Source organism: Pseudomonas sp. CFBP 13710, from assembly GCF_014842235.1.
GTDB classification, from domain to species: domain Bacteria; phylum Pseudomonadota; class Gammaproteobacteria; order Pseudomonadales; family Pseudomonadaceae; genus Aquipseudomonas; species Aquipseudomonas baltica.
Genome location: NZ_JACYVJ010000014.1, coordinates 1 through 13163, shown reverse-complemented (window position 1 = coordinate 13163; position 13163 = coordinate 1). Strand labels below are relative to the sequence as shown.

The window sequence follows — 13163 nt, the reverse complement described above, 5'->3', positions numbered from 1 at the left end:
GTCGCCTATGCACCTGGTGATGTCGAAGACTCGTTTTTACCTGGGCCAGCGTCAATTGGATGAGCGCGATCCTCATTGAAGATCTCAGTTAGTAAAGCGTTCGCTCGCTTGTAAGCGTCGTATCTGAAGTCGGTATCCTCATCGGGTTGAGCGGCCATCTCCTCCAGCATTTCCAGGTTCAGACGGCGGAACCGATCCGCACGCTCACGGGCCTCGTAGCGTCCTATCCCTAGTTGCTCCAAAGCTCTGCGCCCGAGAGAAAGTGCGCTTTCAAAGGTCTCTCGCTCTACGTCTTCAATACCCATCTGACGCAGCGTGATGATGTGTCCCATATCACGAGCGCGCACGACCAGCTTCAAGGATGGAAAATGCTCTTGGGCCAGCTTGGTCAGTGCCAGGTTATCTTCCTGATTGTCGATGGCATTGATAAGCACCACGGCCTGTGCGGCACCCGCAGCGTGCAGTAAATCGAGACGAGTGGCATCCCCGTAGAATACCTTCACCCCAAACTTGCGAAGTGTCTCGATGTGGTCTGGGTCGTGATCCAAGACCACTACCTCGAAACCACAGGACATCAGCAGACGTCCCGCGATCTGACCAAATCTTCCGAAGCCGGCGATGATCACTCGAGGATTACTTTGGTCAATGGTGTCCGCTTCCTTGCTGCCCTGTTTGTTCGCTGACTCCAGGTGATTGAGCAAGAGGATCAATAAAGGCGTTACACCCATGGACAGCGCCACCGCCAGCGTCAAGCTTTTACCCCAAGGGTCGACTAGGATTCCGGCGACCGTGGCGGCACTAAATACGACAAAGGCAAACTCACTGCCTTGACCGAGAAATACCGCCTGCCATGAACGCTGGTCATTTGGGACATTCAGGAATCGACCCAAAAGCTTGATCACGAGTAGCTTGATCAGGATGAAGCCCAACGTCAGGGTGATGACTTTCAGAGGGGCGTCGATCAGCGTTCCGAAGTCAATCGACATACCCACGCCGATGAAGAACAAACCCAGCAACAGCCCTTTGAAAGGTTCGATATCGCTCTCCAGTGCATGACGATACTCCGAGCTGGCCAACAGGACGCCGGCTAGGAAAGCGCCCATGGCCATGGATAAGCCCGCCTCTTCCAACAAGAGGCCAAACCCGAACACCAAGAACAGTGCGACGGCGCTAAAGATTTCTCTCAGGCCAGAGCGCGCTACGAAGCGAAGGACGGGCCGAGAGACGTACTGACCCAAGAGAACCACTGCGACAATTGCACCGACGATTTTGGCGATAGACAGGGCCAGCGCTGCCCCTGAGGGCGTACCACCATCTGCGGCCAGCAGTGGAATCATTGCCACCAAGGGAATCGCTGCGATGTCCTGGAATAACAACACCGCAAAGCTGCTACGACCTACAGCGGTGGAGTTCATGTTTCGCTCGCTCATGGCCTGCATGGCGATAGCAGTCGACGACAGGCTCAGCGTCAGGCCGACCAGCTATGCAGCCGTCCAGTTCAAGCCTAGGGCTGCGCAAAATATTGCGATGGCAATACCGCACGCCAGCATCTGTAACGCGCCGCCCCCGAAGACCATACGGCGCATTGCCCAAAGACGCTTGGGGTCGAGTTCCAGACCAATGATGAACAGCATCAAGACCACGCCAATTTCGGCGAAGTGCAGGATGGACTCGACGTCAGTCACGAGCTTCAAGCCCCAGGGGCCGATCACGCAGCCGGCTATCAGGTAGCCTAGAACAGGCCCCAATCCCAACCGGACGGCAATCGGGACTATCAAAGCAGCCGAGCCTAGGTAGATGAGCATTTCAATCAGGCTGTGGGTTTCCATTCAGTCTTCCTTCCATGAGGCCAGGCGCTCGCCGTAACGACGAATTTGCTTGAGTAGTGCAGTTTGATCTGCTCTGTATGCGCCGTGAATTGCTACAGGACTCAACCAGTTCATCGCGCAGTAGTTCGCGGTCGCCTGAAGGGGTTGGGACAACACCGCGAAGCCTGGGTGGTCGCCGCCTTGAAATGATCGTGCTCTCCGCCCGTGGTTACGGCCCACAGCAGACTCTTGTTTTTCAACGCAGTAGCGCCCGCACCGTAGGCCCAGCCCTGCGTGAAGACCTTATCGATCCACAGCTTCAAAAGTGGCGGGTAGCTATACCAATATAGAGGGTGTTGGAGAACCAACAGGTCTGCTTGCTCCACGGCCTTTTGCTCGGCTTCAACGTCGATATTGAAATCGGGGTAAAGGTCGTACAGGGAGCGGATTACAACATTAGGATTAGTTGCTGTGAACCTGAGCATCAGCTCGTTTACGTTGGATTTCTCAGGGTAAGGATGGGCGTAAATGATCAGAATCACGGCGTGATCCCCCACAAGCTGGGCGTTCTTTTAGAACGGAAAAAGCCCCCTGACCGTTGAGCGTAGATGCACTCAGCAATCAGGGAGCTAGTAGTTAAGCGATGAAGCCTTATTGACCTGCTTGCAGCTTCAAAACATCCTGTGCAGTCACGGGGTTGCCAGCGATGCCCCAGTCTCCGCTCTTAACCTCTTCGAAAATGACCCAGGTCAGGGCACGCATGTTTTCGCCCTCCACCGACACCATAGCGTCGGTTACCTTGCGAATGACCTCTGCTTTTTGCTCGTCGGTAAAAACGCCTTCGATGCCTTTGATAGTCACGAGTGGCATGGTGTTCTCCTAAGGTCTTGAACGGGAGTATTAGGCTTTCGCAGCTGAGTATTCCGGGTAGTCGGTGTAACCCTTATCAATGGAATCGCTAACCCCGTAGTAGGTCTCGCGATCACCCTCGGCCAGCGGCCAATCGTTCTGCATGCGCTCTACCAGATCCGGGTTGGCGATGTAGGCGGTGCCGAAAGCGATCAGGTCGAGTTCGCCTTTGGCCAGCTCAGACTCTGCGATCTCTTTGGTGAAGCCGCCAGCAGCCATCAAGGTGCCTTTGTAAGCTTCACGGAACGCAGCGCCGAAACCTGGTGGTGTTTGCGCGGCCAGGATGGTCGGCTGGTAGTTCAGGTGAACAAATGCCAGCTCTCGTTCGTTGAGGGCAGCCGCCATGCTCATCCAGGTTTCTTCTTCGCCTTCGTACACACCGAAGTCGTACAGTCGACCGAACGGAGAGAAACGCACGCCAATTTTCGATCCACCGATTTCAGCTGCAATCGCGTCAATCGTTTCCAGGAGGAAGCGCTGACGGTTCGCAATGGAGCCACCGTACTGATCAGTACGAGTGTTCAAGGCGCTGCTCAGGAATTGGTCGAACAGGAAGCCGTTGGCTGCCATGATTTCGATACCGTCAAAACCGGCATCCATCGCCATACGCGCAGACTTAACAAAGTCCGCGATGACGCGTTTTACTTCTTCGGTTTCTAGGGCGCGTGGCGCACTAGGCTGTACAGGGCCAGATTTGCCGGGCTCGATCCAGGCATACACCGTGGTATCCACCGCAGACACCGTGCCCGAAGACACGGGCGCCATGCCATGTACAGACACGTGGGACATGCGGCCAACGTGCCAGAGCTGTGCAAAAATCTTCCCGCCTTTGGCGTGCACCGCGTCAGTCACGTTCCGCCAACCCGGCAGATGCACATCCTCGTAGATACCAGGGGTGTACAGATAGCCACGAGCCTCATCGGAGATGGGCAGGCCTTCGGTGATCAGCAAGCCAGCAGAAGCACGTTGCGCGTAGTACAGCGCGTTCGATTCATTTGGAATGTTGTTCAACGTTCGGGTGCGGGTCATGGGCGCCATGACAACGCGGTTTTTTAGCGGGATACCGGCCAAATCGTAAGGGGTGAACAGCTCATTCATGATTGCTCTCGAAATCGTCTAAGAGGAAAGTCTGCGTAATGCTTAGGACTTATCGAAAGCGTCGAGTACATGGGTGCTGTAGACAAGAGCGGCACCGGCGTTCATGTTGATGGCTACGCCCAGTGCTTCGGCCACTTCTTCGCTGGTAACACCGAGCTTTTTGGCTTCCGCTGCGTGGAATGCAATACAGCCATCACACCGGGTTGTCACAGCTACTGCGAGGGAGATCAGTTCGCGAGTTTTCGCATCCAGGTGATTTGTCTTGCTGCCGGCAGCACCGAGAGCAGCCATGCCCTTCATGGTTTCAGGGGAAAGGCCGTTCAGCTCTACCAGACGAGTGTTGATGTCTTTGCGGGTTTGCTTCCAATCTTGCATGGGGGCTCTCACGTGGGCGTTCAACGCCCTGCAGGTTCGTGGGTGATTTCTGAATCTGGATATACGCTACCATCTAGTTGGTAGGCTTTCAACAGATCATTAGAAAATCATGTCACTCGACAAGATATTGGTGACAATTTCGGTACGGGATTTTCTAGGATTGGTTGGAAGATTCTTCCAAATAAAACTGCCTACCTATAGGTAGCCTTTCTAAGGATGAGAATCTTATTTGGTTGGAAAAAGCAGCGCGCCCGCTCGAATGGATGCATGTGCCGAATGCTTGGGGGATAAAGCTTGCCGTATCAAGGTTGAGATTCTTTGTACGGAGCTGGGGACAACCATGCTCAGGTGCGTGTCGTCCACGGCGAGACGGCGCGGCAAACGTTTACACCCAGCTGCTGCCATTGCGACAGAGCTGAGTGCATAAAAACTGCCTGAAACCGATCAGCCTCCAACCGGGGTGCGCATGGTGACAAATTCTTCAGCGGATGTCGGATGCACAGCGATGGTCTCGTCGAAAATGCGTTTGGTCGCCCCCGACTTCAGCGCAATCGCTAACCCCTGCACAAGCTCTCCGGCATCAGGGCCTACCATATGACAGCCCAAAACCTTATCGGACTTGGCATCCACCACGAGCTTCATCAACGTGCGCTCCTGGCACTCGGTCAACGACAGTTTCATAGGGCGGAAGCGGGTTTCAAAGATTACTACCTCGTGCCCTGCCTCACGTGCCTCCTCTTCGGTCAACCCGACAGTTCCGATATTAGGCTGGCTGAAGACTGCCGTCGGGATCATCTGGTAGTCAACCGGACGGTATTGCTCAGGCTTGAATAAGCGACGTGCCACTGACATACCCTCGGCCAGTGCGACAGGCGTAAGCTGGACTCTCCCTATCACGTCTCCCAAAGCTAGGATTGACGGCTCAGCAGTTTGATATAGCTCATCAACCTCAACAAAACCTCTTTCGTCTAGTTTTACACCCGTATTTTCCAAGCCCAGGTTGTCGAGCATCGGGCGTCTACCCGTAGCGAAGAGGACACAATCTGTCTCAAGCTGCCGACCATCCTTTAGGGTTACTTTCAGGCTGCCGTCAGGTTGCTTGTCGATACGCACAATGTCGGAATTGAATTGCAGATCCATCCCACGCTTGGTCAACTCTTCCTGCAAATGCTTGCGTACCGTACCGTCGAAGCCGCGCAGGAACAGATCACCGCGATACATCAGCGTGGTGCTGGCACCTAAGCCATGGAAGATCCCGGCAAACTCAACGGCAATGTAGCCGCCACCGACTACAAGAACGCGCTTGGGCAGACCTTTGAGAAAGAATGCTTGATTGGAGCTGATCGCGTACTCGTGACCGGGGATTTCGGGGATCTTTGGCCAGCCACCGGTAGTAATCAGGATGTTGTTAGCCGTGAAGCGCTCGCCATTGACCTCGACGGTATGCGGATCAACGATTTTCGCGTGTCCCTCATGGAGGGTGACGCCGCTGCTGACCAGCAGATCGCGATAGATATTGTTCAGACGATTGATCTCACGATCTTTGTTGGCGATCAGCGTCGCCCAATCAAATTTCGCGTCACCAGGAGTCCAGCCAAAGCCCTGCGACTGCTCGAAGTCTTCGGCGAAATGTGCGCCGTAAACCAGTAGCTTTTTCGGCACGCAACCAACGTTCACACACGTACCGCCTAAGTAACGACTTTCGGCCACTGCCACCCTCGCGCCAAATCCGGCAGAAAAGCGAGCAGCACGCACGCCACCAGAACCTGCGCCGATTACATATAGATCAAAGTCGTAAGACATAGATAATCTCCGAATGGGTTGGCACCATTTCACAGTCTGTATGACAAGTGGTGCTGGCTGATTTAAAGGTCAACTAAATTAATTTTAAAACCGCGCTACTGCTTCCATAGATCGGCTATTAACGCTGCAGTAAGCGAGACGACTACAATCGACAGAAAAATATTCGGCCAAAGGTTGCTGTCATCACTGCCCTGTTGGCGGTGCGCGAACTCACTGTCACAACAAAACGGTTGTTTTTTCTCTCTTTCTCTAGCTGCTTTCAGAGCCAGTATTGAGCAATACCGAATAGAATTAACCTCTATAGGATTTAAGGTAATAAAATGCGTCCTACAAGTATCTCGAACTCCACGCTGTAATGCATGACGCTACATAGCTTGCGTCTTTGCTGTTGGTAAGCAGGTGGTCTGCTGAGTCCAATGAGATGAAACTTTTTGGATGCTTAGCTTTGAGATAGATCTTCTGCGCTTGCTCTATCGATACAACGTTGTCTACTGGTGAGTGGAAAATAAGCAATGCGCGCTGCAGGTTGGCGATGTTTTGATCCTGCTGCTGCGATTCGATGTCGTCAAGGAACTGCTTCTTTATCGTGAACTCTCGTCCTGCGAGCGTAACTTTGAATTCACCAATATCCCTAATCGCGTCAACGTCTCTCCTGAATTGTTTCATTACATGGGCAGCTTCTGCGGGTGCCCCAATGGTGACAACTCCCTTTGCTTCCAGGATGTGCTTAGCCGCAGAGATGACCGCCGCACCGCCCAGACTATGACCAATCAATATGGAGGGAGCCTGGTACGTCGTACGCAAGAAATCAGCCGCCGCGACTAGGTCGGCTACATTGGATGAAAAGTTACTATTCGAAAAGTCACCATCACTACCACCTAGGCCAGTAAAGTCGAAGCGAAGCACTGCCACGTTATTGTCGACCAGAGCTTTCGAAATCCTCGCTGCGGCTTTGATATCCTTTCCGCACGTAAAGCAATGGGCGAACAAAGCGTATGCGCTAGGCGCATCGGGGGCTTCAAGCAGGCCAGATAGACTGATGCCTTGGGGGTTTTGGAACGTGATCTTTTGCTTTTTCATAGGGAGTCTTCCTTAGCACGTAGGCCTCCGCTCTCAGGCTGAACCGCCGCATGACTAATGCGTCCGAGGCGTAAAAGGCTTTGACCGTCAGTATAGGCCGCCCGCTGAAAGGCTACCATTCAGTTGGTAGGGTATCAATGCGTCCGTCTAGATTTCCAGTCTCCTCCGGGCGGAGTAGGAACTTCTGAAAGTTTTGAAAAAAATGTGCAGGGGGGGGTAGCTGTCAAACGTCTTGCTGATTCGCGCGCCCTGTTTTGACAGGTGCGCCTGAAGCCAATATCAGTTTTGCGTGGGGCGGGATCGCAATCGCGGAGAGAAGATTCTCTGCCGTACTACACCGCGAAACGCGGGGGTCTGAGGTTTCGCTAGCAGGTACTCACTATTGTGAGACCACCTGTTCCTTCGGGCGATGTAGGTCACTCGATGGAACTCACCGCCTCGCGACGCGGGGCTGGTAATCGGCAGTTACCGCCTGCCTCGTGGCTAAATCATTAGCTCACCACAGAATCAGCGGCGTTGATACCGTGCTGGGATCATGACAAATGTAATGGTCGGAGTAGTGACCCCATAGGAGCTATGCGATCAGTTCGCAGCAATCAATTTTGAGCATGCCACAGTCGCCGAACGGTGGTTCTGGGCATTCCTAGCTGCACGCTGATTTCAGTTTGCGAAAGCCCTGCGCGCTTCAGTTCCTGTACCTGTCTCAGTTTTCCTTCCACCGCCGCTGTTTGAGGAGGGGTAAGCGTTTGAGGCTCACGTGGCAGAAACTCGTCCAATACACCGAGCTGGTGCAATTCGGCCAGGACTTCTTCCAGGGCGGAGCGCGCTGTTTTACCTTCATCCGCCGCAGCCACAAGCGTCAGAAACGACAAAGGCCGAAGATCAAGAGCCTGAGCTAGATCTGCACTGAGATCGACGCTGGCTGAGACCGACGAGGCTTCCAGCCGACTGATGTGACCTTGATCAGCTTTATCCTGAAAATCAGCCTGCGATAAACCACGCCTCACCCTCAGCCACTGCAACGTCGCCGCGTAAGCCTTGCGCAATGACATCAGACAATTCCCTCCCAAAAAGAGGACGGTATGCCGGGTTTGATTGAGGCCAAACAAATGTATATAGTCATGGCGATGGTCTTTTAGCCGTAATCGCTGGCTGATTAGCGCCCGGTGGAAGCTCCATTTCTCTCCGCTGTTTTTAGGAGCTGCAATTTATGGGTAATTCTTCAGATCCTGGACTGCTTCGGGAGGGGGAGATTTCCTCTTTCGGAACTCAGCTACCCACGGCCGAAATCGAAGCGTTGGTGGAGGATCGCTTCGGTCGCAAGTCGTATTGCCTCGTCGAGGATTGGCTCATTTTTCACGTCGACGAGTCTCCCGAGTCGCTCGCGAAGGTACGAGCCACAGGCCTGCAACCGATGTTCATGTACGCACATTGCGTGATCCATGACCAACAAGGCCGATTTCCCCCAGGAGGATGGGTGCGCTCAACTCTGTGCAAATCTTTCGACGGTGTTTGCCTGTTTGAGACGCGGAACACCGTTTACGTGCTGGTAGGCGAAGGGCGCGAGATGAGGGCCTCGCTAAAGACAATATTTGGCTTATGTTAATCGCAGGCGCGCTAGGCGGGCCTGCATCACTCGAGAAAGACGATGTTTGTAGTGGTCTAATGAAACCGGACACCCATTTAGGCGAGAATGCTCGCCACAGAGAGGTGTCTGATGACCAAGCAACGTCGTACCTTTACCCCTGAGTTCAAGCGCGAGGCGGCGTGCCTGGTGCTCGATCAAGGCTACAGCCATACCGAAGCAGCCCGTTCGCTTGGGCTGGTTGAGTCGGCTCTGCGTCGTTGGGTGAACCAGCTCCAGCAGGAGCGTGGCGGTGTTACTCCGACCAGCAAAGCCCTGACGCCTGAGCAGCAAAAAATCCAGGAACTCGAAGCCCGTATCAATCGGCTAGAACGGGAAAAATCGATCTTAAAAAAGGCCACCGCGCTCTTGATGGCCGAGGAACACGAGCGTTCGCGTTAATCGATCAACTGCGGGCTCAAGAGCCGATTGATCTGTTGTGCTCGGTATTTGAAGTAACCCGATCTTACTACTACGCGTACTGCCGAAAACGTCGGTATCCGGATGCCGAACGGGTGGTTTTGCGTAGTCGCGTGAACGAGCTGTTCACGCAAAGCCGAAGCGCTGCGGGCAGCCGAAGCATCATGCTGATGATGAAAGAGGACGGCATGCAGATCGGGCGATTCAAGGTACGTAGGTTGATGCGCGAGATGAACTTGATCAGCAAACAGCCGGGCTCACATGCCTACAAAAAGGCTACTGTGGAGCGGCCTGATATTCCGAACGTGCTTGATCGGGGCTTCAACGTTACATCCCCGAACAAGGTCTGGTGCGGTGACATTACGTACGTTTGGGCTGAGGGTCGATGGCACTACCTGGCGGCTGTCATCGACCTTTGTGCCCGCCGTGTTGTGGGTTGGGCGTTCTCATCCAAGCCCGACGCCGACTTGGTGATCAAGGCGTTGGACATGGCTTACGAGCAGCGTGGCAGGCCGCAAAACGTAATGTTTCATAGCGATCAGGGCAGCCAGTATGGCAGCAGGAGTTTCCGCCAAAGACTATGGCGATACCGCTTCACACAGAGCATGAGTCGGCGCGGCAACTGCCACGATAACGCGCCGATGGAGCGGCTATTTCGCAGCCTGAAAACTGAATGGATACCGACGGTGGGCTACATGAGCGCTGCGCTAGCGCAACAGGACATCGGCCGGTTCCTGATGGAGCGATACAACTGGCGGCGACCGCATCAGTTCAACGAAGGGCTAGCGCCTGCGGTCGCTGAGGAAAAACTCAATTTAGTGTCCGGGAATTGTTGACCACTACAATATGAGGCTCAAACCCACTGGGTCACCGCAAGGATAACGATGGGAAGGGCCACTCCCGCCAGCAGGGTCTGACAAGCAATGATTCCGGCCATAAGCGGTGCATCTCCACCTAGCTGCCGCGCCATGATGTAGGACGATGAAGCAGTGGGGAGCGCCTGAAACAGCAGTGCTGCGATGGCAGCTTTTCCTTCCAGCCCGAACAAATGGCAAGCTCCAAGCGTGACCAGTGGCATGACTAAAAACTTCACCAGTGACGAATAGCCAACTGGGCGCAGCCACTGCCTCATGCTCCCGAACTCCAGCGCGGCGCCCACGCAGAGTAAACCTAGAGGGAGTGACGCTTGGCCCAACGCTTTGAGCACTGGCTCAACACCGATGGGCAGTCCCAAACCTGTCACTTGGATCAACCCACCAGCCAAGCACGACAGCAACAGCGGATTCAGAGCCAATTGCTTAAGGACTTTGCTCAATGGCATCCTGCCACCCGCCCCGTACTTCGCAAAGACCAACACGCACAGGATATTCACTGTGGGCACTATCGCCGCGTTCGCAACGGCTGCCAGGGCAATGCCCTGAACACCGAATAATCCCGCCGCTATCGACACGCCCACGTAATTGTTGAAACGTATACCACCCTGGAATATGGAGGTGAATGCCGCATCGTTTGTGGTGATGAGCGCTCGCGCGCTTACTAACATCAGCGATACCACAACAGTCGATACGATGAGCACAGAGACCATGCCTTGAAAGGGCACCCCATCAAGCTTAGCTGTAGCCAGCCCGTGAAAAAAAAGAGAGGGAAGCAGTACGTAATATGCCAAGCGCTCTGCCTGCGCCCAAAAGTTATCTGCCAAGAATTGACTACGTTTGAGCCATGCGCCTAACACGATCAATAATGCGATAGGCAACAAAGCTGTCAGCAAAGAGAGCGTCATGCGCTTGCCTTGATTTTCTGAACCAGCCGTTCACAGCCCTCAATCAGAACTGACTCATCAAGGGCGAATGAAAGCCTGAGATGCCCCGGCATACCGAATGCGCTACCTGGAACGGTAGCTACGCCTACTTCGAGTAGGGTTAGTGCGAAAGCCTGATCATCTTTGATCGTTCTGATCCGAGGTAGCAGGTAAAACGCACCCTCCGGACACGCGACATCAATCGCTTCGCAGGCCTCGAAGACATTCAGAGCAGCATCACGCCGCTGGCGATAAATAGCATTTCGCTCTTTCACCAGTGTCTGAGGCCCAGTCAACGCAGCCACCGCCGCCACTTGGCTCAGAGTGCTGGTCTGAGTACAGTTCTGTGACTGAACCGAATTGATGGCCGTGATCAATGGCGTTGGCCCACATCCCCATCCTACCCGCCAGCCGGTCATTGCGTAGACTTTGGACACGCCATCTACGATCAAAATACGGTGAGTCAAATCAGGTGCCACCGCCGCCAAGGTCTGATATACATCATCCGTGTAACGAATTTCTGAATAGATGTCATCTGAAAGCACCATCACTCCTGGGTATCGGCGCAGGACTTCAGCGATGTCTGACAGTTGCTGGCTTGAGTAGAGCGATCCTGAAGGATTACCGGGCGCGTTCAAGATGACCCATTTGGGCGACCTTGCCACACGAAGCGCTGCATCCAAAGCCTCTGCGGTGAGGCAATAACCGGCTTCTAGGGTAGTAGGCACCATCAAAGGTCGCGCGCCACACATTTTGATCATGGTGGGATAGCTTGCCCAATAGGGCGCAGGAACGATGACCTCATCCCCCTGTTTTAATGTCGCTTGGAAAGCGTTGTAAATGATCTGCTTCGCGCCACAGCCGACTGCCACCTGATCGTCTGAGTAATCCAGGTTTCGAATGGCTTTCATGCGCATACGGATCGCGTAACGAAGCGGTTCGATACCGTTCGAAGGTGAGTAAGTAAGGCGACCTTCAAGCGCGGCGTGCGCAGCCTCAAGCACGTGGGGCGGCGCGTTGAAATCCGGCTCTCCCAATGTCAGGTCGATGACATCCCTGCCCTGAGCGCGTATCAGCGCGGCGCGCTCAGCCATGATTAAGATAGGAGACCGCAACGAAGTGGTGTCGGTAGATGAAATGATCATGGTGCCCCTCAGCGAATCATCAAGATAGGCACCACGATAAGAAGTTCGACTCTAAAATAAAAACGACTTAAAATTCAGAAATCAACAAGTTTTTCTCATAGGTCAGTTTTTGGCAGATGCGCCTTCACGGCGTTCGCCAGTGCTGAAGCCAACCGTCCAAGTGGACGGTCTTCACGCTCCAGCAACACGACGCGCCTGGTTTTTTGCGGCGTGCCGAACGGCGCGATGGTCAGTGTCGTTAGGCTTTCGACTTGATGCTGAGCAAGCGGAATAATGGAGATGCCAAGTCCATTCGAAACCATCTTTATTATTGCATCTTGACTATCTAGCTCCATGCTAGTCTGCACGCGCAGCTTCATAGCGCGTAGCTCGCGCTCAATGGTTCGACCTGCCCAGGCGCGGCGGTCGAACCTAATGAACGGCTGGCTTTTGAGCAGCAACTGCAGGTCTTGAAGAGCAAGTGACACCGGCGCGATAATCCAGAATCCCTCCTCGTAAAGCGCCGTGCTCGTCAGACCATATGGGTGCGGTTTGACCGGCTCCGTTGTGATCGCAACGTCAAGCTCGCCCGCTTCAACGCGCGTAGCCAGCTCTGCGGACATGCCCGAAGCAACCGTGATTCGCAGGTGGGGATGATCGGTACGCAGTGCTGATAGCGCATGGGGCAGGACGCCGGCCAGCGCTGTCTGAATGGCGCCGATTCTAAGCCTGCCGCGCAGCTCACTGTCGCCACCAATCTCGGATGAGATGCCGTCGTATAGGGATAGGATTTCTCGTGCGCGCTCTACTGCGATATGACCTGCATCCGTGAGCACCGCCAGCCGCCTTGAACGATCAAACAGAAGTGCGTTGAAATCCTCCTCCAACGCCCGAACATGAAGGCTGACTGCTGACTGGGTGAGGTGCACGGCATCCGCTGCTCTGACGAAAGAGCCGTGCTGGGAAATAGCGAGCAGTGTTCGAAGTGCGCGTAGCGACATAGCCATTCATCCATCGAATTGATGGGCGAGCTTACCAGTCTGGACATGCGTGGTGTTTGGATGAAACCCCTTCTGCTCCTGCTCAATGTACCTGCGGCGAAATGGCGCACCCTTGTAAAATGT

Annotated in this window: 11 protein-coding genes and 2 pseudogenes; 2 read left to right on the top strand and 11 right to left on the bottom strand. The window is 54.3% G+C overall.

From position 1 onward, the window contains the following. Positions 1-5: 5 nt before the first annotated feature. The 8 genes and pseudogenes from kefC to IFT44_RS19800 form a co-directional block, all read right to left on the bottom strand. Positions 6-1829: pseudogene (kefC, locus tag IFT44_RS19835) on the bottom strand (glutathione-regulated potassium-efflux system protein KefC). Further along, a pseudogene (kefF, locus tag IFT44_RS19830) lies at positions 1830-2350 on the bottom strand (glutathione-regulated potassium-efflux system oxidoreductase KefF). It lies immediately after the preceding pseudogene. Positions 2351-2459: 109 nt separating this feature from the next. Further along, positions 2460-2678 carry a tautomerase family protein gene (locus tag IFT44_RS19825; RefSeq protein WP_122797573.1) on the bottom strand — a complete coding sequence of 73 codons (219 nt, stop codon included), beginning with the start codon at positions 2676-2678 and terminating at the stop codon, positions 2460-2462. A 30-nt stretch (positions 2679-2708) separates the two neighbouring features. Further along, positions 2709-3815 (bottom strand): alkene reductase, encoded by a 1107-nt coding sequence (locus tag IFT44_RS19820; protein ID WP_192052838.1) that lies wholly within the window; start codon positions 3813-3815, stop codon positions 2709-2711. Between the two features lie 42 nt (positions 3816-3857). Next, positions 3858-4190, bottom strand: coding sequence for a carboxymuconolactone decarboxylase family protein (locus tag IFT44_RS19815; protein ID WP_007252395.1), 333 nt, complete (start codon positions 4188-4190; stop codon positions 3858-3860). A gap of 444 nt (positions 4191-4634) precedes the next feature. Then, positions 4635-5993 carry a glutathione-disulfide reductase gene (gorA, locus tag IFT44_RS19810; RefSeq protein ID WP_192052836.1) on the bottom strand — a complete coding sequence of 453 codons (1359 nt, stop codon included), beginning with the start codon at positions 5991-5993 and terminating at the stop codon, positions 4635-4637. A 327-nt stretch (positions 5994-6320) separates the two neighbouring features. Continuing rightward, complete coding sequence (locus IFT44_RS19805; protein WP_192051332.1) at positions 6321-7073, bottom strand: alpha/beta hydrolase family protein; 753 nt, start codon at positions 7071-7073, stop codon at positions 6321-6323. Positions 7074-7669: 596 nt separating this feature from the next. Beyond that, positions 7670-8125 (bottom strand): helix-turn-helix domain-containing protein, encoded by a 456-nt coding sequence (locus tag IFT44_RS19800; RefSeq protein ID WP_192051330.1) that lies wholly within the window; start codon positions 8123-8125, stop codon positions 7670-7672. Between the two features lie 158 nt (positions 8126-8283). On the opposite strand from IFT44_RS19800, the gene IFT44_RS21285 reads away from it, so the two are divergent. Next, on the top strand, positions 8284-8679 hold the full coding sequence (locus IFT44_RS21285; RefSeq protein WP_342214300.1) for a DUF6957 family protein: 396 nt from the start codon (positions 8284-8286) through the stop codon (positions 8677-8679). A gap of 111 nt (positions 8680-8790) precedes the next feature. After that, positions 8791-9953, top strand: a protein-coding gene (locus IFT44_RS19795) for an IS3 family transposase (protein ID WP_192052834.1) whose coding sequence is annotated in 2 segments (ribosomal slippage) — positions 8791-9043 and positions 9043-9953 — 1164 coding nt in all. Because the reading frame shifts where the segments join, the coding sequence is not laid out codon by codon here. 17 nt (positions 9954-9970) lie between these two features. Here the strand turns inward: IFT44_RS19795 and IFT44_RS19790 are convergent. From IFT44_RS19790 to IFT44_RS19780, 3 genes are all read right to left on the bottom strand, one after another. Then, positions 9971-10897, bottom strand: a complete 927-nt coding sequence (locus tag IFT44_RS19790; protein WP_122797570.1) for an AEC family transporter — start codon at positions 10895-10897, stop codon at positions 9971-9973. Continuing rightward, positions 10894-12060, bottom strand: a complete 1167-nt coding sequence (locus tag IFT44_RS19785) for a pyridoxal phosphate-dependent aminotransferase (RefSeq protein ID WP_122797569.1) — start codon at positions 12058-12060, stop codon at positions 10894-10896. Before IFT44_RS19785 ends, IFT44_RS19790 begins: the two co-directional genes overlap by 4 nt. 95 nt (positions 12061-12155) lie before the next feature. Beyond that, positions 12156-13040: a LysR substrate-binding domain-containing protein gene (locus tag IFT44_RS19780; RefSeq protein ID WP_192052832.1), complete on the bottom strand. Its 885-nt coding sequence runs from the start codon at positions 13038-13040 to the stop codon at positions 12156-12158. Positions 13041-13163: the final 123 nt, after the last annotated feature.

Excerpts from the sequence above, each read along its gene's own strand:
- IFT44_RS19825 (WP_122797573.1), bottom strand. The coding sequence starts at position 2,678 with ATGCCACTCGTGACTATCAAAGGCATCGAAGGCGTTTTTACCGACGAG.
- IFT44_RS19800 (WP_192051330.1), bottom strand. The coding sequence starts at position 8,125 with ATGTCATTGCGCAAGGCTTACGCGGCGACGTTGCAGTGGCTGAGGGTG.
- IFT44_RS19805 (WP_192051332.1), bottom strand. The coding sequence starts at position 7,073 with ATGAAAAAGCAAAAGATCACGTTCCAAAACCCCCAAGGCATCAGTCTA.
- IFT44_RS21285 (WP_342214300.1), top strand. The coding sequence starts at position 8,284 with ATGGGTAATTCTTCAGATCCTGGACTGCTTCGGGAGGGGGAGATTTCC.
- IFT44_RS19780 (WP_192052832.1), bottom strand. The coding sequence starts at position 13,040 with ATGTCGCTACGCGCACTTCGAACACTGCTCGCTATTTCCCAGCACGGC.
- IFT44_RS19790 (WP_122797570.1), bottom strand. The coding sequence starts at position 10,897 with ATGACGCTCTCTTTGCTGACAGCTTTGTTGCCTATCGCATTATTGATC.
- gorA (WP_192052836.1), bottom strand. The coding sequence starts at position 5,993 with ATGTCTTACGACTTTGATCTATATGTAATCGGCGCAGGTTCTGGTGGC.
- IFT44_RS19785 (WP_122797569.1), bottom strand. The coding sequence starts at position 12,060 with ATGATCATTTCATCTACCGACACCACTTCGTTGCGGTCTCCTATCTTA.
- IFT44_RS19815 (WP_007252395.1), bottom strand. The coding sequence starts at position 4,190 with ATGCAAGATTGGAAGCAAACCCGCAAAGACATCAACACTCGTCTGGTA.
- IFT44_RS19820 (WP_192052838.1), bottom strand. The coding sequence starts at position 3,815 with ATGAATGAGCTGTTCACCCCTTACGATTTGGCCGGTATCCCGCTAAAA.